The sequence below is a fragment of the Myroides sp. C6-3 genome (assembly GCF_050522425.1).
Classification (GTDB): domain Bacteria; phylum Bacteroidota; class Bacteroidia; order Flavobacteriales; family Flavobacteriaceae; genus Flavobacterium.
The window spans coordinates 1-21391 of sequence record NZ_JBMVQP010000012.1 but is presented as its reverse complement, the minus strand read 5'-3'; the positions used below and the strand labels follow the sequence as shown (position 1 = coordinate 21391).

Below are 21391 nucleotides of genomic sequence, written 5' to 3'. Positions count from 1 at the left end.
AACTTAATTTAGTTTGTCTCGAGATAGAGAAGTAGCTATTTAAACGCTGAAATCAACAGGCTACTGTTGGTTTTGAAGTGAAAAATCTTAGAATCCCTTACAACTATGAAACAAAAAAATGTTTTCTTACTCGGTATTTTCCTGCTGTTAAGCAATGCTGTTTTCGCACAGTACTATAAACAACATTTTATCGCACCAGCTCCATGGCAGTATTGGAGTACGGCAAATCAAATTGTCATCGGGACGTTATCCGTCGATCCGGTTGATGTTATCTTGAAGAAGAGTGATGGTACGGAGTTGACAACTTTAACTGTTACAGCTAATAATCCCGTTTCTTATCGGTTTCAAGGAGAAGCGAATGGATTGACTAGGAATGCTGTGGATACGACTTATGACGATCGCGGTTTGGTCGTAGAAGCTAGTGAACCTGTGTTAATAAACCTTAGGAATATAGCGTCAGATGCGACGGTAGGATGGACGTCCTTGGGGGTTGAAAATATTAAGGGAAATGCTTCTTTAGTGAGTTTTGGTGAAGAGGGTTTAGGGGTTGAGTTTCGCTTAGGTTACTATAGAACTAGTACACAAGGACTATATGCTAATGCTCCTGTTTACGCAGTTATGGCTACAGAAGATGAGACGACAGTAGAAGTTCAACAAGGAGCCACTGTGGATACTTTTGTTTTAAATCAAGGGCAAAGTAGGTTGTTTAAAGCGCCTTTGGGGAGCTATGTAAAGGCAACTAAATCTGTTGTAGTCAATGTTGGGAACTGGGGAGATACACCAGGGCTTTGTGGACCTGGAGGAATTAATGGGCAAGATGGAACGTTCGATCAAGTGGCTCCTGTGCATATGTTGGGAAGTCGCTATCTAGTTGTGCGGGGAGAAGGTGCTGTACCTACTGATTCACAACGCACACAATCGCTAGGACCAGAACAAAGTTTAATTGTCGCTACAAAAGACAATACAACTATTACGATACAAAGTTATACGGCACAAGGGGCCGCCTCGGGTGCGTTGGTTACGCAAGTGTTGGCCAATGCAGGGGACTATTATTCCTTTTATCACGGAGACGGAATAAACAGAAATTCGTCAAGTTTGATTGTATCTGATCAAGAGATTATCGTTTATGCGGGTACTGCTGTAGAGTGTGAAACGGATATTTCCACTGTACTTCCCATCGGAGGTTGTGCAGGATCAATCAATATACAAACGAAGAAATTTGTCAATTACAATGACAATGGATTGCCTTATATGGGATTTGCTGTTATTGAACATCAAACAGAACCTGTGTTTGTCAACAATCAAAATATTGAAACGTTAACGAATACAACGCGTGTGCCTTTAGGTGATAGTGGTTTGTATATGATTGCATTTACCCATACCTCTATTGGGAATCCAGAAAATATCATTTTAAGATCTGATCTTCCGCTTACCGTGAGCTTAGTGCAACAAGGAGATGGGTTTTCTATGTCTGCTTTTTTCTCTTCTTTTGGACAAGCTGCACAAGCGCCAATTGAAGTGAAGCGAAATGAAAATTGTACCATCCGTTTGCAGTCGGAAGAGGATTCTGTTGAATATGAATGGTTTCTCAATGGAGAGTCTATTGCGGTTACAACAGAATCGTATATCGATGTTATGGAAAGTGGATTATATGCCGTTCGAATTAAAAAGGAATGCGGTTGGAGTAATCGTTCCCTAGCTTTAGATGTTGAAGTTATACCCTGTGTAGACTTGGCTATAACCAAAAAAGTAAAATCTCAAAATGACGGGTTTGCTGTTTTTGAAATTACGGTAAAGAATCTGGATGAGATTTTTAGTGATCCAAATGTAGTGGTAGAGGATCAATTGCCGTCGGGATATGAGTTTCTTGGGTATGACGCGGATAAAGGTACCTATGATGCTTCTACCGGAAAATGGATCATTGGTGAATTAGCTCCTCAAGAGGAAGTGAAAATAGAAATTAGAGTTAAAATTATTGAAGAAGGAGAATACCTTAATAAAGCCACAGTTGAAGGCGAGGCTATTGATCCAAATTTAGCTAACAACACTGCTGAAGCTATTATAACACTTGGAAAGCTGTCGTTTACCAAAAAGGTAGTTGATTTAGAATACAATCGTATTGGCGATAAAATTGAGTATGAAATTGTGGTGAAAAACATTGGAGAAACCCTTGTTACAGCTATTGAAATTACAGATGATAATGCTGATGCAGGTTCGTTGAAGCCATCAAAAATTACTCAATTAACACCTGGTGAAACAGTAACTGTTACGGCATATCATACTATTACTGAAGCTGATTTTAGAGCGAAAGAGGTTGTAAATCAGGCTGTTTTAGTTGCTCAAACAACAACAGGGGTAATAACAAAGGTGTCTGATGATCCCAAAACTCCAGAACAAGATGATCCTACTATTGCAACAATCCTATATCAAGCGGATTTGCATGCTGTAAAAGACGATGGACTGACCTATTTTACACCCGGTCAAGAAACGACTTATCGCATTGTGGTAGAAAACAAAGGACCGGGATCAGCCGTTAATGTAGAAGTGGTAGATCAAATGCCAGAAGGTGTAATTGATATGCGTTGGACTAGCACACAAGGTACTTCGGGCAGTGGCGATTTATTTGATACAATTGCTAGATTGGATGTTGGTGATACAGTGACTTACGAAGTGACATTAACCATTCCTTTAACTAATTTTAAAACCTTTGTTAACGTTGTGACGGTTGAGGCTCCAGAAAACGAAGATCCTGTTGTAGCGTGTGATACCTGTATGGATATCAATTATCAAAAAGTGTTTATTCCAAGGGGAATATCACCTAATGGCGATGGGTTAAATGACTTCTTAGATTTGACAAATTACAATGTCAAGAATATTAAAATATATAATCGATTAGGACAAATAGTCTACGAAAAAGGAAGGTATGAAAAAGAATGGTTTGGCCAGTCAAACGCAGGTAGTCAATTGCTGCCTTCTGGAACATATTTCTACGTGATGAAAAATATTTTGAATGATGTATATACCGGTTGGATTTACCTGCAATACTAGCGCTTAAATCACGTGTTTTAAATCTATATTTCACAAAGCTGCTCTGTAGTCACAGGGTAGCTTTTTTTTATTGTACTACTTTCTAACAAAATAATTTCTTAAAAAAAGCATCTCTTCTCCAATGCTAAAAAGCAATAGTTGAAAAAATGATATAAAAGAAGGAATGTTTTTTTAGATTTTTTCTAAAAAGCAGTAGAAAAGTTTCTAAATCTTCTTTTTGAATGTTAAAGTGTGTATTAAAAATTTGTCAAATTATTATATCTTTATATATTTACTATATGTGAAATAAAATAATAGTTAATTATGATAAAAAAGGTATTGTCATTGTCTCTTTTAACCCTAATTACCGCATCAACGTATGCAGGTGGTTATCGCGTTAGTATGCAAGGAAATAGACAGCTTGCAATGGGACATGCTGGTGTGGCTGTTATTAGTAGTGGTGCGGAATCTCTATTTTTTAACCCTGCGGCATCGGTTTATCTAGATGATAAGTTTAATTTCTCTGCGGGGATGAACTATCTAGTCGCGGATACAAAGTTTCAAAATGAAACCTATGGTTGGGAAAATGATACGCGTAACCCTGGAACTCCATTTTATCTTTATGGGACCTATAAGGCAACGGATTGGTTGACTGTTGGGTTAGCTGTTTATACGCCTTATGGAAGTGCGGTAGATTGGGATAGAGATTGGCAAGGGTCGCATCTAGTCAATAACATCGACTTAAAAGCCTTTTACTTTCAACCGACTATTGCTGTTAAAGTAAGTAAGCACTTCAGTTTTGGTGGGGGACCTATCTTCGTTAATGGGGGGGTGACTTTTGATCGTAATGTTTCTCGAAGCATGACCAATGAAGAAGGCAAACGCACAAGTGTAGAAATTGAAGCGAAAAATGTGACAGCTTGGGGATGGACTGCTGGGTATTTGGTGAATGTAGACGATCATTTGCGCTTAGGGATGAATTATCGTTCTGAAGTGATTATGAAAGAAAATAGTGGAAAGGCTAAATTCTCAAATGCACCTGCTTTTGGCGCAGCCATGTTTAAGGATGGGAGAATTAAAGCCGAAATGCCTCTGCCAGCGGAACTAACAGTGGGAGCTTCGTACTCTTGGGATAAATGGGTGTTGGCTTTTGATTACAACAGAACGTTTTGGAAAGTTTATGATGCCTTGGTTATCGATTTCGTAGATAGTCCATTGGGTACTTCAGTTAATCCGAGAAATTACAAGGACTCTAGTACCTATCGCTTTGGAGCTCAGTATGCAGTAAATGATCAACTGACACTTAGAGCGGGGTGGTATTATGATGAAAGTCCAGTGCAAGAAGGGTATTTTGCCCCTGAAACACCGAGAAATGATTCAAGAGCATACACGGGAGGGTTAACGTATAAACTTAAAAATGGTATTGGAATTGATCTTGTGTTCTCTTATTTACATTTTAGTGATACACACAATTCGTATGATTACTATCACGAAGATGGACAAAATGTTTCTTTTGGTGGGACATATAAATCTGCAGTGACTAGTGGTGGTATAGGAATTACCTATAGTTTTTAATGAAATAATGATTTAAGATGAAAAGAAAATATTTATATATAGCTCCTCTTATGGCTTTTTTAGTAGCCTCTTGTGAGCCTTCTATTAAAGATGAAATAAATTCGGGGACTTATTACGCTGGTGAGGCAAATTTCTCCTCCTATGTTGCTATTGGAAATTCTCTAACGGCAGGGTATATGGATGGAACATTGTATCGCTCTGGACAAAAGAACTCTTTCCCTAATATATTAGCTCAACAATTTAGCATCGTTGGGGGTGGTGAATTTACGCAACCACCTTTAGATGACGATACAAATGATGTGGGAGGAATGTTAATAGGAGGGGCTGCAATGCCTGGATTTGATACAAAACTTGTAATGAATATGTCTACAAGTAGCCCTGAAAATAAATCGGGAACGGTGACGTTAGACGTAACAAAAAGAAGTCAAAAGGCCTATCATAATGCAGGGGTGCCTGGAGCGAAAACGTTTCATCTGATCGCACCGGGTTATGGAAGCTTGGGCAATATGCAACAAGGTAAGGCTAATCCTTATTTTGTACGTACTGCTACCTCGGATGAAACAACAGTAATGGCTGATGTAATGAGTTTACAACCAACGTTTTTTACTAATTGGATTGGTGCAAATGACGTGCTAGCTTATGCTACTTCTGGTGGTGAAGGAGTGGATCAAAATGAACAAGCAAACGGAACGGATTTGACTCAATATGGAGGAAACGATATTACGCATGTAGGGGTGTTTAAAGTAGCCTATGAAGGAATTGTTAATACGTTGACAAGTGGTGGGGCAAAAGGAGTGCTCGCTACTGTTCCTGATGTGACAACAATTCCATACTTTACTACAGTACCCTATAATCCAATTACAGCTGATGCGGTTGTGAAACCGGGACAAACACCAGAAGCTGTTTTTGATCAGCTGAATATGTTAGTTGGGATGTTTAAAGAAATTTTAGGGCAATTTGGTCAAGGAGATCGCTTGCAATTGTTGGATAAAGACAAAGCAAACCCCCTGTTGATTCAAGATAAAACGTTGGTTAATTTAGAACCTCAAATCGCGGGTACAATTAAATTTTTAGTAGCATCTGGAAAATTCCCTTTTCCTATTACAGATCCTGAAATTGCCTTTATCGCTCAAAGCTTTGGACAGGCAAGACACGCTACGGCAAAAGATTTAATGCTGTTGACAAGTAGAGCTCAAATTGGAGCTCCTTTCAATACTGGAAATCCAGCTATGGACGCCATGTTGATTAAGGGAATTACCTTCCCAATTGACGATAAATTTGTCCTTAATTCCGTAGAACAACAGAAAGTTCAAGCGGCTACTGTTGCCTTTAATACAATTATTAAATCTGTTGCAAACGAAAAAGGATTAGCTGTTGCAGATATGAATGAGCTAATGCGTAAAGCTGTAAGTGGATTACGAGTTGAAGATGGACAAATCTATACGGCGGATTACTTTAAGGGAATGGGAAATCTAAACACCGTACTATTTTCACTTGATGGGGTGCACTTAAACCCTAGAGGGTACGCCTTTATTGCGGCAGAAATCTTACGCGTGATTAACAAACACTATAAAGCAAATATTCCTTTGGTTAATCCTGCTGTTTATCCAGGACCTACCTTAGTACTTCAGAATTAAAAAGTAAAAATATGAGTTTTATTATTCGATTATTAGTTACAACTGCCTTGGTTGTTTTCCTTTGTTGGTTGCTTCCAGGGGTTCATGTTACAGGATGGACTTCCGCACTTTGGGTTGCTGTTGTAATGGGATTGCTCAATGTGTTCGTAAGACCTGTTTTGGTTTTTATGACACTTCCTGCTACCCTGGTTACCATGGGGCTATTTCTTTTCGTTATCAATGCGATCATCATTATGCTAAGTGCCTATTTTGTTAGTGGATTTCAGGTTGACGGATTTTGGTATGCCTTGTTATTCAGCTTAATCCTTGTCTTTTGTCAATCGATAGTAAATGGGATTCTCTTAAAAGAGGAACCAAGAAAGATGTAAAAAATTTAATAGTTGAAAGACAAATACTTAAAAAGTTGGACGGGTTGTAAAAATAATTTATTTTTGCAACCCAATTTTATATGTAAATACATCAAAAAATGAATATTACAAGAAATAATGTAGATGCTCTTAATGCAATTGTTACTATTGAACTTGCAAAAGAAGATTACCAAGGTAATGTAGATACTGTGTTATCTAACTACAAAAAGAACGCCAATGTTCCTGGATTTAGAAAAGGTGCTGTACCGATGAGTTTAATTCAAAAACAATACGGAAAATCAGTATTGTTCGAAGAAGTAAACAAAATTTTGCAAGAGAAATTGAACAATTATCTTGTAGATGAAAAATTAGATATTTTAGGAAATCCTCTTCCCGTAATGAATGAGAACTTTGACTGGGATGCTGATGTATTAAAATTTGATTTTGAATTAGGTTTAGCTCCTGAGTTTTCTGTAGACTTAGAAGGAAAATCGAATGTAACTAAATTTAATATCGTTGCTGATGAGGCGATGTTAGAAGAGCAAGTAGAGTATATTCAAAAGCAATACGGAAAATTAGTATCGAAAGAAGCAGTGGAAGAAACTTCTGAATTAGTAGGTACTTTTACAAATGAAGAAGAAGGAATCAACAAGGAGGTAACTATCGCTGTTGCTGATTTTAGAACAAAAACAAACCAAAAGAAATTCTTAAACAAAAAAGTGGGTGACCAAGTTACAGTAAACACTAAAGGTTTATTCGAAGACGATCACAAATTAATGGATGTTTTAGGAATTGATCACGATAAAGTTCACGGATTAGAAGTTGATGTTGTATTTACAATCAATGAAATTAACGAGTCTGAAAAAGCAGAATTAAACCAAGAGCTTTTCGATAAATTATTTGGTCAAGATGTTGTAACATCTGTTGAGCAATTGAAAGAAAAAATTAAAGAAGATGCTGAAAAACAATTCGCTTCTCAAGCGGATCAAAAATTCTTAAACGATGTTTTTGAATCTTTGTTAGAAACAACTTCTTTTGAATTGCCTTCAACATTCTTGAAAAAATGGTTGATGACTGCTGGTGAGACTCCAATGACTGCTGAACAAGCTGCTGATGAGTATGAAAAATCAGAAAAAGGATTGCGTTACCAATTAATCGAAGGAAAAGTAATGACGCAATATGAGTTACAATTGACTTTCGAAGATATCAAAGCGTATACGACTAAATTGATCAAAGAACAGTTGGCTCAATTCGGTCAAACTGAACCAGATGATAAAACAGTTGAAGATATCGTAGCTAGAGTTATGTCAAACCAAGATGAGGTAAGACGTATTTCTGAACAAGCAATGAACGAAAAAATGCTTGCTTTATTTACAGATAAAGTAAAAGCAAAAGTGAAAGAAGTTTCTTACAAAGATTTCGTTAAGGAAATGTACGGAGAATAATTCTTTCCTGAAAAATAAGTATATTTGAGCGTCTATTTGAATGAATAGACGCTTATTTTTTTAATCATAAAAAGCAATAGTTTATGGACTACGGAAAAGAATTTCAAAAATATGCGACCAAGCATCACGGTATAAATAGTATGTATTACGATAAGATCGTAAGCAGTATGACTCCTTACATCATTGAAGAACGCCAAATGAATGTGGCTTCAATGGATGTTTTTTCACGTTTAATGATGGATCGTATTATCTTTTTAGGAACTGCGATTGACGATTATGTAGCGAATATTATTCAAGCACAATTGTTGTTCTTATCTAGTGTTGACAATGAAAAGGATATTAGTATTTACGTGAATTCACCGGGTGGGGGAGTGTATGCTGGTTTAGGTATTTATGATACAATGCAATTCATTAAGCCTGATGTAGCTACAATTTGTACGGGAATGGCAGCTTCAATGGGGGCAGTTTTACTTTGTGCAGGTGCAGATGGAAAACGCTCGGCTTTACCTCATTCACGTGTGATGATTCACCAACCTTTAGGTGGAGCGCAAGGTCAAGCATCGGATATCGAAATTACAGCAAGAGAAATTTTAAAATTAAAAGACGAATTGTATCAAATCATCGCTAAGCACTCTGGGCAATCCATGGAGAAAGTACATCATGACAGTGATAGAGATTACTGGATGATTGCTGAGGAAGCAAAGGCTTATGGTATGATTGATGAGGTACTAATTAGAGAATAATTTATGGCTAAAGAAGAGATGAGATGTTCGTTTTGTGGACGTCCAAAATCAGAGACCAATATTCTTATAGCGGGAATTGATGCACACATCTGCGATCGTTGTGTGGATCAAGCCTATGGGATCGTCCTTGAAGAAGAAGATGCCAAGCATTTAGAAGGGTTGTCGAGTGCGTTATTGCTGAAGAAGCCGATGGAAATTAGAGCCTTTTTAGATGAGTACGTGATCGGCCAAGATCAAACAAAGAAGGTGATGGCGGTAGCGGTTTACAATCACTATAAACGCCTGTTACAAGAAATCAATGGAGAAGATGAGGCGATTGAAATCGAAAAAAGTAATATCTTGATGGTTGGGCAAACAGGAACAGGTAAAACATTAGTCGCAAAGACCATCGCTAAAATGTTGAATGTGCCTTTGGCAATTGTCGATGCAACAGTTTTAACGGAAGCTGGATATGTGGGAGAAGATGTTGAGGGTATCTTAACCAAGTTGTTGCAAGCTGCAGATTACGATGTTGAAAAAGCGGAACGCGGAATTATCTTTATTGATGAGATCGATAAGATTGCGCGTAAAAGCGATAATCCTTCTATTACACGTGACGTGTCTGGAGAAGGAGTACAGCAAGCGTTGTTGAAGCTCTTGGAAGGTAGTATTGTTAATGTGCCACCAAAAGGAGGACGTAAACACCCAGATCAAAAGTTTATCGAAGTAAATACAAAGAATATTCTCTTTATTGCTGGTGGAGCTTTTGACGGGATTGAACGTATTATTTCTAAGCGTTTGAATTTCCAAGCAGTTGGTTATAGTTCAATTAAAGAAGGGGATAAAGTTGATCGTACGAACTTGATGCAGTACATCATTCCTAAGGATGTGAAAGACTTTGGATTGATTCCTGAGATTATTGGGCGTTTACCTGTTTTGACCTATATGAATCCATTGGATAAAGAGACACTTAGAGCCATTCTTACCGAACCTAAAAATGCATTGATTAAGCAATATGTGAAATTATTCGAAATGGATGATATTGCTTTCTCTATTACAGATGAAGCTTTGGATTATATTGTGGATAAGGCCTTAGAATATAAATTAGGGGCAAGAGGTTTGCGTTCGCTTTGTGAAGCAATTTTAACTGATGCGATGTACGAGCTACCTAGTAAAGAAGATGTGACGGAATTAGTCGTAGATTTAGCTTATACGGAGCAAGCGTTAAATAAAAACTTAATGCAACGATTAGAAGCGGCAAGTTAGTCGTTGAACGTTGAAATAAAGTAATAGAGGAATCCAATACAAGTATTGGGTTCCTTTTTTTTGAAAAATATTTTTGTAAAAATTTATATGGCTTAACAAACAAGTTAAGAGCGATATACAATCTACTTATACCTAAAGAAGTCGCTATGACCAAACTTGCCTATTGGTTCAATCAAGTAGAAAATACGAACATTAAACAATTTAATACGGTAACTAAAACATTTATATTACATTATGCAGATATATTAAACTACTTCAATGACAGAAGTACCAATGCCTCTGCAGAGTCCTTTAATGCTAAAATTAAGTACTTTAGAATGATGTATAGAGGTGTAAGAGATAAGTCCTTTTTTCTGTTCAGATTAACTAAACTTTTTGCGTAGTCCCCAACTTTTGCACCTGATCCTAAAAAAGAGTATAAAAAAAGTCCCAAGCGTTAACTTGGGACTTTTGTACTCGAGGCGGGACTTGAACCCGCACGAACATTACTGTTCACTGGATTTTAAGTCCAGCGTGTCTACCACTTCCACCACTCGAGCCTCTGCTCATCAGTATTAGAACTGTTTTGCGAGTGCAAATATAGGATAAAAAATGCGTGTCACAAGAAAAAAATAAATTAAAATCAAACTTTTTTTGATCTCAGATTTATTTTGTTGATAATCAGTATTTTGTTTTTTATAGAAAAGTGACTTTTTTTACACTTTGTCTACTCTTCTGGGGAATCTCCGAAAATATCGAGAGATAAATCTAGGGTTTCTGCTGAAACAAAGTTTTGAATTACTTCTTCGATGCCATTTTCAAAACGAAGTTCAGTATTGAATCGACGACTTGTACCAAATGTATTGCCCTCAATAACGGTTTTAAAGTAGAATTTTCCACTAGGTGTTTTGAAACGGATAGCCTCAACAGCCGTAAAGTTGTTTTTGAGATAATTGATCGTCTCGTAAACCTCTTCTTTTGTTGTGTGTTCTTGGCTAGTAAGTAGAGTTCGTCCTCTGCGATGTTCAAATGTGAACTTATACGTCTCATTTTCTTTCTGGCTAATAACGATTGCGCTCATAATAAAAATGTACTAAATTCAAGATTGTCAATATCGATGTGAATGGAATTCACACGGGTATAAAAAAAAAGTCCCAAGCGTTAACTTAGGACTTCTGTACTCGAGGCGGGACTTGAACCCGCACGAACATTACTGTTCACTGGATTTTAAGTCCAGCGTGTCTACCACTTCCACCACTCGAGCGTAATTAAATTACTTGAGCGAAAAACGGGGTTCGAACCCGCGACCTCAACCTTGGCAAGGTTGCGCTCTACCAACTGAGCTATTTTCGCGTTTGTTATATAAGATCGTGCATTACTTCCGTATTGCGAGTGCAAATATAGAATAGAATTTCTGCTTTTGCAAGTTTTTTTGGTTATAAAAGTATAACGCTTTTGTTGTTGGTTGATTATGAAAGTGTTGGCTTTTGTTTTTTATAGACAGGTAGCAAATTGTACTTCTTTTTAATGGGAAACAAGTACAACAGAAAGTAGGCAAGCAAAGGAAGTTATTTTTAGATCAAGAAGAAGGGGGTGTATGTTTTCTATTCTTATTATTAAAAAAAGTTAAAAAATAAAGAAAGTGTTGAGGCTTGGTGTTGTTATTTTATTAAATTGTCTATAAAAATAGCATAATATTGGTTATTTTGCTTTTTATAGGTTAAAATAGTTGCTATATGTTATTTTTAGAGCTTTTTCTAACCTTGTGTTGTCGAACTAAATAATAAAATATGAATAACAGTACTAACCTTATCGTTTTAAATCAAAGAAAACGAAAACGAACAAGAGGTTTTCACCTACTACTCTTGTTTATTACCTGTTTTATTGGACAGGTATCTTTTGCTCAGTTTCCCTCGTCCTATTGCGATGTGGAGGGAGATGATGTAGAAGAAATTACGCAGATCCGATTTGCTGGATTGTCAATTAGCAACAGCAATGATGATGATTTATTAATCGATCGGACAACAGATATTGCTAACATTGTACGTGGACAATCTTACTCTATTGAGGTAGAGGGGAATGTATATGGTGATATTGGTGAGTTAGTCGCTTTTATCGATTGGAATCAAAATGGAGTATTAGATGATGCGGGAGAAGTGTTTTACCTAGGGGTAATAGAATATTCTTGGGGAGATGACGATACAGTGGTTTCATTTACTATTCCAGTTCCTGCTACAGCTTCTTTGGGACAAACGAGAATTCGAGTAACCAAAACTTGGACTTGGGAAGAGTATGGGGCAACATTGATTCAAGATCCTTGTTTTATTAGTATTTATGATCCTGATGAAGATGGGCAATTTGAATCCTATGGTCAAGCGATAGATTTTACTTTAAATATTACAGATGGTTCTACTACACCTGTAGATTCTGTTAGCTGTGAAATTGAAATCAATTTGACCTTTCCTGAATATGGAGATGTAACTACGTGGAAGTTGATGGATGCCGATGGCACTGTTGTACTAAGAGGAGGACCTTATTATGGTTATGAGTTTGAGATTCAAGAAACCTATTATGGTCTAAACCATCCTTATTCTTTACAAATTGATATTGATGACACAATGTATGAAGATTGTGATAATGAGGTGCAATATGAAATTATCGTTGGTGGCGCTGTTGACCAAACAGGAACGGTAACAGTAGTTTGTGGAGAAGATGTTACAGAAACAGTAACACTTGGTGCATGTCCGGCTGGCTGTATGAAACCAGGAGGACTGACCAAAACGAATTTTAATCAGACTGGATTTACGCTAAGTTGGTTAAGTAGTGAATCTAATTTTGAAATACTATATGGACCTCTAGGGTTTGATATTGAAGGTCTTGAAGGTACGCTCTCTACTAATATTAGAAGTACGTCACATACTTATACAAATTTGAACAATACGCAAATTTATGAATTCTATGTTCGATCTGCATGTTCAACTGGAGATAGTGAATGGGCAAGACCTCTGGTGGTAGATGAGTTGTTCGTTACTCCATCTCCTTGGCATGAAGATTTTGAAGAGACAGAAGATTTTCCTCTTGCGTGGCATCCACTCCATCAGTCTGAATGGGAGTTTGATGAGATTGATGAGGATCATGGAACTAGTTTAAGCACCGTTTTATATGACTATGGAGATGAGGATGTAGTTGATAAAGCAAGTTTTTCAACGATTACAGTCGGACCAATTCAAAATGGAGATGTGTTGTCCTTTAACTATTTGTTGACGGATTGGTATGGAGATCCTGCATATGAAGGATTGGGCAATGTAGTTGTTCAACTATCAACTGATTTTGGTTCTTCCTATTCTTCTATTGCTACTATTGAAAGTGATGAAACGGAAGGTTGGCAAAACTTCTCTTTTGATCTTGAAGACTATATTGGTCTTTACGTTAAAATAAAAATTGAAGCCAATGTTGAGGATATTGATGAAGATTTTTTTGTTGTTTTGGATGACTTCGATATTTCGAATACCATTAATTGTAAGGAAATTACGTCGGCTGAAATTGAGTTAGAGGAAGAAGAGCTAAAATTGAATATTGAATCTGAGGCAACTGCATTTATCATTGAATACGGACTTGCTGGATTTGAACAAGGGGAAGGAACTACGGTGAATAATGTAACTTCACCTTATACGTTTACTGATCTTGAAGTAGATACAGATTATGAGGCCTATGTACAAGCATTGCCTTGTGGGGATTGGTATGGTCCTGTAGTGTTTTCAACCTTGCCTTTGGCAGAACAAGTGATCACGGTGGAAGATATTACGAAAGGCCATGGAGAGGAACCTTTCGCTCATGGAACTTCTAGTAGTGGTTTACCGTTGAGTTATGTGGTAGAAGATCCTACTATTGCGATTTTTCAAAATGGGAAATTTACGATTAAAAAAGTGAGTTCAACGGAGGTAACAGCAAGTCAAGCTGGGAATAGTGCGTTCCAGCCTGCGGAGGATGTAACCTTTACTCTAACAATAACTCCTGCTGTGTTAACTGTTACTGCAAACGAGGAACAAAGTAAACAGTACAGTCAAGCTGATCCTGTGTTCTCTTATGAAGTTACTGGATTTAAATACAACGATACTGCTTCTGTAGTAACGGGAGCATTGAGTAGAGAGCCCGGAGAGGAAATGGGTGACTACGCAATTACTCTAGGTACCTTAACCGCTGAACCTAATTATACGATTACGTTGGTCAGTGCGGACTTTAGTATTGAGGCTAAAGAAATTATAGTCAAAGCGAATGCACAGCAAAAAGAATACGGAGAGATTGCCCCAGCCTTATCCTACGAAGTTATTGGATTAGAAGAAGGGGTATTACCTACAAGTGTTGTTGGTGGAACATTGACTAGAGTTGCTGGTGAAGAAGTGGGTAATTATGCGATTCAAGTTGGTAGTTTGGAGGTTGTAGATGAGCATTACATCATGACGTTCCAAGAAAGTCAGTTGAGAATCTATCCTGCAGTATTGAGTGTATACCCTGCGAGTGGCGCTCAAAAAGTATATGGACAAGCGGATCCTGTATTCGATTTTACGGTAACAGGGTTTAAATTTAACGATACAAGAGCTGCTGTATTAAGTGGTCGATTAGGTAGGATCACGGGAGAAAATGTAGCCCAGTATATGTATACACAAGGATCTCTAGGAACCACGCATGGAAACTATAGCTTTACTGTAGCGAACCAAGAAAAATTTAAAATCACCCCAGCAACGCTACATGTTGTGGTCAACCAAAACCAAAGTAAACCGTATGGACAAGCAGATCCTGTATTGACTTATACGTTAAACGGATTGATGTTAGGGGATCACCAAGCCAATGCTACAAGAGGAAGTCTTGTTCGTGAGGCAGGTGAAGAGTTGGGGATTTACGCTATTCATCAAGGTAGTTTGGAAGCGCGTTCCAACTATGTTATTGGTTCATTTGTAGGGGCTGATTTCGAAATTAAGCAAAGCCAAATTACTGGGGGTTGCTTTGCCTTCTCAAACGTTTGTGTATGATGGAGAGGTGAAATCACTCGCGTTAACAGGTGTTGATCATCCAAATGCTATCATCTCGTATACCTACAATGATCAAGTGAATGTAGGGGTATATCAAGTTACGGCAACTGTTGATTATGGTGCGGATTATCAACCTTTGACTTTAAATGGTACTTTGACGATTATAAAAGCGGATCAAATGATCGCTTTCCGCACGGTATCGATTGTTGTGATGGAGGATACACCAACCTTACAGTTAACCGGGACATCTAATGTTGAATTACCGGTTTATTATCGCATCAATAATGCTGAAGAACAAACAATAGCAACTGTAGATGAACGCGGATTAGTCCGTTTCTTAAAACCAGGGTTTGTAACGATAACGGCTTACCAAGATGGGAATGAGAATTACAATGCAGCAACGCCTGTTTCTAATACTATTGAAGTAACAAGTCGAGCTGTTGGTATTGAGAATCTACTTGTTGATGGAGTTTCTTATGGAAAACCAGAAAAAGATGTTTTTGTGGAGCTGGGTTGTGATCAAGAACAAAGTCAAGTGATCATTGAGGTTCAGGTTGCAGATGGAGTAGAAGTGATTCCTTCAAAATAGATTGTAGTACCAGTCAAAGAACCAGGAACGTATGAGCAACGTATTACGGTAATTTCTCCTCGTGGAATGGATGAGGAAACTTATGTCGTACACATTGAGAAACGGATGGATGCTACTCACTTAATCTACGAGAAATACAATAATGTGCTACTGGTTAATAACAATAAAGAAACCAATGGAGGTTATGTATTCAAAGCTTATGAATGGTTTAAAAACGGAGTATCTGTCGGAACGAAACAATCGTATGCAGAAAGAAAGTACTTCAACAGATGTTCTTGAAGTAGGAGCAGCATATCACGTGGTATTAACCCTACATAACGGGAAGAAACTTGTGAGCTGTCCGATTTACGTTGAAAATAAAACAGAAGCGAATTGGGGTGTATATCCAAATCCAGTGCAACGTACACAGATGTTGAATGTTCGTTTAGATGATAATCAACAACAAGCAATGAGCTATGTAATTTACGATGTAAAAGGGCAAATGGTATTACAAGGAGATTTTGTTGAAGGTTCTATTGATAAGGGAATTCAATTGCCACCATCAGTAGCTGTCGGATCGTATTTCTTAGTGTTGAAAGACACTGGTACACAAAAAAGTGTTCAGTTTGTTGTAAGAGAATAGCAGCGTTAAGCGTTTTAAAAAAAATGTTTTCACAATTAAATAAAAGCCCGAAGCAATTTGCTTCGGGCTTTTTTATAAAGAAGTTCCTTTGATTGGGATTAGATTACTTGCGAGCATCAAGTTCTTCTTGAGGAACAGGTAGTTGAAAACGCTTGTCTAAAGAGGATAGTGAAAGCTTCGTTCGGTGATTGCCTGTGCGGGTGATTCCTCTTAGCAATCGCTTTGCGTCAAACCATTCTACTCCATTTTCACCGTATAATTCTTTTCTTCTTTCAAGTAGAATAGCTTCCAATAAATCAGTCCCTTGTATCGAACTTGATAGTGCTGCGGTATCTCTATTTTGACGAAGGGCATCTAATCGTTCGGTCGCTTGCTTTTCTTTACCCAAATGATAAGCTGCTTCGGCTTCAATCAATAGAAGTTCAGGGTATCGGATAATAGGGATGTCTGCATCAAAAGTAAACGTGAATTTTGAGGTGACATATTCTTGCCAGTCACCTGTGGGTTTTTCGTAGAAATTACTAAATAGATTGCGCACATCTGTTGAGCTAAATTGTTGAACAAAATCGTCGTTAATAAATGTCCCGTGATACGCAACAGCAACGTGATCCATCATGGCGTGAGGATGTGAACGATAGTACACGGTTTGGTCTGTGCTTTGAGGGAGCGCCCATAACCATTCCGACGCATTCATGCTAGCAAATCCTTTGTTGTATTCTTCTGCATTCAACACATCAAGGGGATTTCCGCCATAGGCTTCTGTAGCGTTTTGTGCTGCTAATTCCCATTTTCCCATGTATTGATATACTTGAGCTAAAAAAGCTTGGGCCACCGCTTTGTTGATATAGGATTTGTTAATCCTACTTGGAGGCAAACGTTTGCTAGCGTCTTCTAAGTCTTCTACAATTCGACTAAAAAAAGCATCTTTCGTTGAAAAAGGAGCTGGCGTAGAGCTAGGTTCTGTGTAAATAGGAGGAAAGGCGGTGTTCTCAGTCGCTTGATAAGCTTCTCCAAATTCGAGTGCCAGTTGAAAGTAATAGTACCCGCGTAGGGCCAACGCTTGCCCGATTAGCTCCTCTTTGTCTGCTAAGCTGATTTTAGTACTTGACTCCACCCCTTGAATGAAATTGTTGACTTGATCAATGATCTTATACGGTAACCGCCATGAAAAAATGGCGCGTGTTCCGGTGCTAACGTAAACCTGATAGTCATAATCATCGCCAAACCAGATTTGTTTTTGGATTAGATCTCCTCCTTTTACACTACGAGCAAATAAAATACTGTGAAGTCCAGAGGCTTCGTCGTTGATTAATGACATGCGTTGTAAGCGCAAAATACCCGATAGAAATGAAGTGGCTCCTTCTTTACTTCCAAAAACGATTGCTGGAGCTATGCTATCTTTGGGTTTTGGATCGTCTAAAAAATCTGAGGAACAGCTAATAATTGTACTGGTGATTAAGGCGAGTATAGCGCCTTTTATAATGAATTGTATCATAAGTGAGCGAGTTAAAAATTAAGGTTTAATCCTATAGAAATCGTTGCAGATAGAGGAACGCGATAGTTGGTTACTCCATTAATAGCCTGTTCTGGATCGATCCCTTTATGGGATTGAAACGTCAAGAGGTTTTCTCCTTGGATATACACACGAGCTTGTTTGAGCTTTATTTTCTGGAGCTGCTCGACTGGAAGCGAGTAGCCTAGTGTTATGGCTTTGAGTCGCAAGTAATCGTTTTTGTATAAAAAGCGCGTTGAGGTGGCTGCAAAGTTGTTCGAGGCATTGATAAGGATTGGAATGTTGGTGATGTCACCTGGTTTTTGCCAACGATCCACTAGGTCTGGTGTACTTTGATATCCTTTGGAAATTCCTCCCATAAGACCCGCATAGTCACTATCGTAGATGTAACCACCTAAACTAAAGTTGAAAAAAGCACTAAAGTCAAAATTTCGGTATGACAAACTGGTATTAAAACCACCGACAAGTTTTGGCAATGCAGATTGGTTGTAATAACGCGTAGCATCATCATAGTCTTTGGTTGTTTCTCTACCTGTTACGTTGCCTTGTGCATCGATTACATCTTTATACCACATTCCAAAACCGTCATTGGGGTCTACACCTGCCCATTCACGGATATAAAAATCATACAACGAACGACCTTCTTCCCAACGATTTAAACCGCTGATAAAACTGTCTTGTGTAAGGGAGGTAATCTTGTTTCGATCAATTGAAAAATTAAGCGTAGTATCCCATTTCCACTCTTTTGAACGAAGGAGATGAGCCGTTACACTCGCCTCTAATCCGTAATTTTCGATGGTACCAGCATTGGAGAGTATTTCGAGACTTCCTGTAGAAGAGGCCTGTGGAATTGCAAAAAGTAAGTCAATAGATCTCTTTTTATAATAATCGATCGAACCTTCTAATCGATTGTTGAATAAACTAAAATCTACTCCAACGTTAAAAGAAGCTGTTTTTTCCCAAGTCAAATAAGGATCGGTCAAATCACCTAATAGTACTCCAGGATTATCCAATTGATTGTATCCTGTTTCAAATAGTCTTAAATAGGGAAAGTAGTTGTCTTTTAAGTTATTATTTCCCAATTCACCATAGGAAGTTCTCAATTTTAATAAATCGATCACCCCGCTTTGGGCTAAAAAGTTTTCAGAGGAAAGAATCCACGATCCACCGACAGAATAAAAATTACCTGTTCGTACAGATTTGTCAAAACGCGTACTCGAATCGCGTCTAAATGAACCTTCTACAAAGTACGTGTTGTTATAATCATAACTCACTCTCCCTAAATAACTCGTTAATCGATCTTCTACTTCATAACCTTCAATGCTCTCCAGAGCTGTTCCGCTGCCGATTTCTGCGTTACCAGGTAGGTATCCCGTGGAGGAGGCATGGAATAGATCTTGTTTAAAACGGTAAGCTTCTGTGATTCCATCTACTGCAAAATGGTGATTTCCCAGTGTTTTATCATAGTGAATCGCATTGATGAAGTTAAGTGTTTCAGCGGTGTCTTTGGATTTTTTTACGCGTCCTTGCACGCTAGACGCTTGCCCATACTGTGCATTATTGTATTCTTTGACATTAAAGTCGTATTGCTCATAGGATAAATTAGATTTAAAGGAAAGACCTGCTGCTAGGTCTACTTTGGCAAAACCATTCCAATTGAGGGAAGAACGTCGGTTGATGGTGCTGTTATTGTATAAGATCCCGACTGCATTTTCTCCACTCATGATAGGTCGGACACTGTTGTTGTCTTTGCTTGAAGCGTTGCCATAGTCAAATATGGCGTCTCCTGAAGCATCGTAAACGAGTTGACCTTGACCGTCTCTTTTGTAGACGGGAAATACACTGGGCATTGCATAAATCCAATTCATAGGGCTATATAAATTGGTTCCACTTTGCGTAGGATAGTTCTGATTGGAAATAGCATAGGCTGAATTAGCACCTACTTGTAGCCAATTGTTGATTTGACTTTCTAGATTTAAACGAACGGTTGTACGCTCAAAATTAGCTGTCTGAATCATCCCGTCTTGGTTGAGGTAGTTGGCGGCTAAGAAGTACGTTGTACGATCACTTCCACCCCCAATATTGAAGTTGTATTCCTTGCGGAAAGCTTGATTGCGTTGCAGCTCTTTTTTCCAATCCGTCTCCCATAATAAAGGATCTTTGACGGTCCAATTTCCGTTGTAATCTATAGGTTGGTTGGTTCCAAAAGGATTGTACCCAAAATAGCTCACCAATCCATCGGATGCATTTTTGCGTGCTGTCGTTTCGTCTTGCCCTAAAATGTATTGGTAATTGTTTTTTCGACCTTCCCATAAATAGGAAGTATATCCCTGTGTGTCCAATACCTTGTGTGTTTGAACGGCGTCAAAGGCAATGCCGGAACTCAGCTTTACTTGTACTTCGGGATCGCTATGGCGTTTGCCCATTTTGGTTTGGATTAATATCACCCCATTAGCACCTCTAGATCCATATAGTGCTGTGGATGAGGCATCTTTGAGTACATTAATCGTTTCTATTTGGTCTGCACTGATGGAGTTGAGATTTCCTGAATAGGGCGCTCCGTCTAAAATGATGAGCGGATCAGCAGAAGCGTTAATCGAACCAATCCCACGTACACGTACGGTTGGACTTTCTCCTGGCTGTGAACTCGATTGAATAATGTTTACACCCGAAACAGTTCCTTGTAAGGCGCTCACTACTGAAGTAGCTACCTGTTTGTCCAAAAGATCGCTTTTGATTTGACTTATGGCACCTACTACTGCTTTTTGTTTTTGTGTACCATACGCTACAATGACGATGTCGTCTAAATTAACAGTATCTTCAAGTAAAGTGATATCAACAACTGTTTGGTTGTTTACTTGAATAACTTGTGACTGAAATCCGATATACTCGAATTGCAGTCGATCTCCTTTGTTGACCGTTAAGCTGTACGTTCCGTTTAAATCGGTTTGTACACCCTGAGAGGTGTTTTGTACTTGAACTGATACCCCCGGTAGTGTTTCACCATTGTTTTCACGCACTACACCAGTCACAGTTACTTGCTGGGCTAAGGCTATATTGCATAGCAATAGCAAGCTACTCAATAGTAGCCGAAGTTGAATACTTTTCATTTTTACTAAAAATTTGATTATTTTTAGCAGCATACAATTGACTATCGTTTTTTGCTGCTTAAAAAACGATACGAAAAAAAAGGAGGCTCTACCAAAGCCTCCTTTTTTGTTTGATACAAAAAATTAATAAAGCTTTGTTTCTCTTAAGGCATAGACATGCCTTGCATATTCATAACTGAATATAGTATAGGAAGTTGTTGATTGAGTGGTTTTGAAACGATAAATATTAATTCTTGCATGTGATTTACTTTTTAATCGGAAACAACAGGGCAAAGGTAATTATTTAGTTTTTTTAACTACTATTAAGGGTTGATTATGGATAAAAAAGCTTTAATATAGTGTATTTGTAGGATAAAAATTTTATTCAGAAAGGTTTTGTTTGCTGAAAGAGAAAAATTTACTGTTTGGAGTTATCGGGAATCGGTATTTAGGATAAAATAAGCGGGAGAAACTTGGATCAAGCGCAAAAGTTGGGGAGGAAGTTGTAAAATAATATATTTGCATCATGATGGATAGCAAAGAAATACTA

Annotated in this window: 15 protein-coding genes and 3 tRNA genes; 12 read left to right on the top strand and 6 right to left on the bottom strand. The window is 38.0% G+C overall.

The features are described 5' to 3' along the window. The first annotated feature begins 105 nt into the window (after positions 1-105). The 8 genes from ACPDG9_RS06850 to ACPDG9_RS06815 all read left to right on the top strand — a co-directional run bounded on the left by ACPDG9_RS06850 (position 106) and on the right by ACPDG9_RS06815 (position 10402). On the top strand, positions 106-3048 hold the full coding sequence (locus ACPDG9_RS06850; RefSeq protein WP_430527014.1) for a DUF7507 domain-containing protein: 2943 nt from the start codon (positions 106-108) through the stop codon (positions 3046-3048). 303 nt (positions 3049-3351) lie between these two features. After that, positions 3352-4602 carry an OmpP1/FadL family transporter gene (locus ACPDG9_RS06845; protein WP_430527013.1) on the top strand — a complete coding sequence of 417 codons (1251 nt, stop codon included), beginning with the start codon at positions 3352-3354 and terminating at the stop codon, positions 4600-4602. A gap of 17 nt (positions 4603-4619) precedes the next feature. After that, positions 4620-6239: a hypothetical protein gene (locus ACPDG9_RS06840; protein WP_430527012.1), complete on the top strand. Its 1620-nt coding sequence runs from the start codon at positions 4620-4622 to the stop codon at positions 6237-6239. A gap of 11 nt (positions 6240-6250) precedes the next feature. After that, entirely contained in the window at positions 6251-6607 is a 357-nt protein-coding gene (locus ACPDG9_RS06835; RefSeq protein ID WP_430527011.1) for a phage holin family protein, read from the top strand. Positions 6608-6705: 98 nt separating this feature from the next. Then, positions 6706-8031: a trigger factor gene (gene tig, locus ACPDG9_RS06830; protein ID WP_430527010.1), complete on the top strand. Its 1326-nt coding sequence runs from the start codon at positions 6706-6708 to the stop codon at positions 8029-8031. Between the two features lie 83 nt (positions 8032-8114). Continuing rightward, positions 8115-8774: an ATP-dependent Clp endopeptidase proteolytic subunit ClpP gene (clpP, locus tag ACPDG9_RS06825; RefSeq protein WP_182646921.1), complete on the top strand. Its 660-nt coding sequence runs from the start codon at positions 8115-8117 to the stop codon at positions 8772-8774. 3 nt (positions 8775-8777) lie between these two features. Beyond that, a complete protein-coding gene (clpX, locus tag ACPDG9_RS06820; protein WP_430527009.1) occupies positions 8778-10019 on the top strand; it encodes an ATP-dependent Clp protease ATP-binding subunit ClpX in 1242 nt (413 codons plus the stop codon). A gap of 23 nt (positions 10020-10042) precedes the next feature. After that, entirely contained in the window at positions 10043-10402 is a 360-nt protein-coding gene (locus ACPDG9_RS06815; RefSeq protein WP_430527068.1) for a transposase, read from the top strand. A gap of 70 nt (positions 10403-10472) precedes the next feature. On the opposite strand, the gene ACPDG9_RS06810 is transcribed toward ACPDG9_RS06815, so the two are convergent. The 4 genes from ACPDG9_RS06810 to ACPDG9_RS06795 all read right to left on the bottom strand — a co-directional run bounded on the left by ACPDG9_RS06810 (position 10473) and on the right by ACPDG9_RS06795 (position 11351). Further along, positions 10473-10558 (bottom strand) — tRNA-Leu (locus ACPDG9_RS06810). A gap of 167 nt (positions 10559-10725) precedes the next feature. Continuing rightward, entirely contained in the window at positions 10726-11079 is a 354-nt protein-coding gene (locus ACPDG9_RS06805) for a hypothetical protein (RefSeq protein WP_430527008.1), read from the bottom strand. 97 nt (positions 11080-11176) lie between these two features. Beyond that, positions 11177-11262, bottom strand: a tRNA-Leu gene (locus ACPDG9_RS06800). Positions 11263-11278: 16 nt separating this feature from the next. After that, positions 11279-11351, bottom strand: a tRNA-Gly gene (locus ACPDG9_RS06795). 437 nt (positions 11352-11788) lie between these two features. Here ACPDG9_RS06795 and ACPDG9_RS06790 point away from each other — a divergent pair. From ACPDG9_RS06790 to ACPDG9_RS06775, 4 genes are all read left to right on the top strand, one after another. Further along, positions 11789-15028, top strand: a complete 3240-nt coding sequence (locus ACPDG9_RS06790; protein ID WP_430527007.1) for an MBG domain-containing protein — start codon at positions 11789-11791, stop codon at positions 15026-15028. Next, a complete protein-coding gene (locus tag ACPDG9_RS06785; RefSeq protein WP_430527006.1) occupies positions 15003-15617 on the top strand; it encodes a hypothetical protein in 615 nt (204 codons plus the stop codon). The genes ACPDG9_RS06790 and ACPDG9_RS06785 overlap by 26 nt, the downstream gene beginning before the upstream one ends. 66 nt (positions 15618-15683) lie before the next feature. After that, the gene (locus tag ACPDG9_RS06780; RefSeq protein ID WP_430527005.1) at positions 15684-15896 is read left to right on the top strand and encodes a hypothetical protein; all 213 of its coding nucleotides are present in this window, start codon (positions 15684-15686) and stop codon (positions 15894-15896) included. Further along, complete coding sequence (locus tag ACPDG9_RS06775) at positions 15862-16239, top strand: T9SS type A sorting domain-containing protein (protein ID WP_430527004.1); 378 nt, start codon at positions 15862-15864, stop codon at positions 16237-16239. The genes ACPDG9_RS06780 and ACPDG9_RS06775 overlap by 35 nt, the downstream gene beginning before the upstream one ends. A gap of 103 nt (positions 16240-16342) precedes the next feature. Here ACPDG9_RS06775 and ACPDG9_RS06770 read toward each other — a convergent pair whose 3' ends face one another. Together ACPDG9_RS06770 and ACPDG9_RS06765 are read right to left on the bottom strand one after the other, a co-directional pair. Then, a complete protein-coding gene (locus ACPDG9_RS06770) occupies positions 16343-17734 on the bottom strand; it encodes a RagB/SusD family nutrient uptake outer membrane protein (protein WP_430527003.1) in 1392 nt (463 codons plus the stop codon). A gap of 11 nt (positions 17735-17745) precedes the next feature. Continuing rightward, positions 17746-20862: a SusC/RagA family TonB-linked outer membrane protein gene (locus tag ACPDG9_RS06765; protein WP_430527002.1), complete on the bottom strand. Its 3117-nt coding sequence runs from the start codon at positions 20860-20862 to the stop codon at positions 17746-17748. Positions 20863-21391 lie beyond the last annotated feature (529 nt).

What these genes read in the sequence shown, in the direction of transcription:
- ACPDG9_RS06850 (WP_430527014.1), top strand. Translation starts at nt 106, where the DNA reads ATGAAACAAAAAAATGTTTTCTTACTCGGTATTTTCCTGCTGTTAAGC.
- ACPDG9_RS06845 (WP_430527013.1), top strand. Translation starts at nt 3,352, where the DNA reads ATGATAAAAAAGGTATTGTCATTGTCTCTTTTAACCCTAATTACCGCA.
- ACPDG9_RS06840 (WP_430527012.1), top strand. Translation starts at nt 4,620, where the DNA reads ATGAAAAGAAAATATTTATATATAGCTCCTCTTATGGCTTTTTTAGTA.
- ACPDG9_RS06835 (WP_430527011.1), top strand. Translation starts at nt 6,251, where the DNA reads ATGAGTTTTATTATTCGATTATTAGTTACAACTGCCTTGGTTGTTTTC.
- tig (WP_430527010.1), top strand. Translation starts at nt 6,706, where the DNA reads ATGAATATTACAAGAAATAATGTAGATGCTCTTAATGCAATTGTTACT.
- clpP (WP_182646921.1), top strand. Translation starts at nt 8,115, where the DNA reads ATGGACTACGGAAAAGAATTTCAAAAATATGCGACCAAGCATCACGGT.
- clpX (WP_430527009.1), top strand. Translation starts at nt 8,778, where the DNA reads ATGGCTAAAGAAGAGATGAGATGTTCGTTTTGTGGACGTCCAAAATCA.
- ACPDG9_RS06805 (WP_430527008.1), bottom strand. Translation starts at nt 11,079, where the DNA reads ATGAGCGCAATCGTTATTAGCCAGAAAGAAAATGAGACGTATAAGTTC.
- ACPDG9_RS06790 (WP_430527007.1), top strand. Translation starts at nt 11,789, where the DNA reads ATGAATAACAGTACTAACCTTATCGTTTTAAATCAAAGAAAACGAAAA.
- ACPDG9_RS06780 (WP_430527005.1), top strand. Translation starts at nt 15,684, where the DNA reads ATGGATGAGGAAACTTATGTCGTACACATTGAGAAACGGATGGATGCT.
- ACPDG9_RS06775 (WP_430527004.1), top strand. Translation starts at nt 15,862, where the DNA reads ATGCAGAAAGAAAGTACTTCAACAGATGTTCTTGAAGTAGGAGCAGCA.
- ACPDG9_RS06770 (WP_430527003.1), bottom strand. Translation starts at nt 17,734, where the DNA reads ATGATACAATTCATTATAAAAGGCGCTATACTCGCCTTAATCACCAGT.
- ACPDG9_RS06765 (WP_430527002.1), bottom strand. Translation starts at nt 20,862, where the DNA reads ATGAAAAGTATTCAACTTCGGCTACTATTGAGTAGCTTGCTATTGCTA.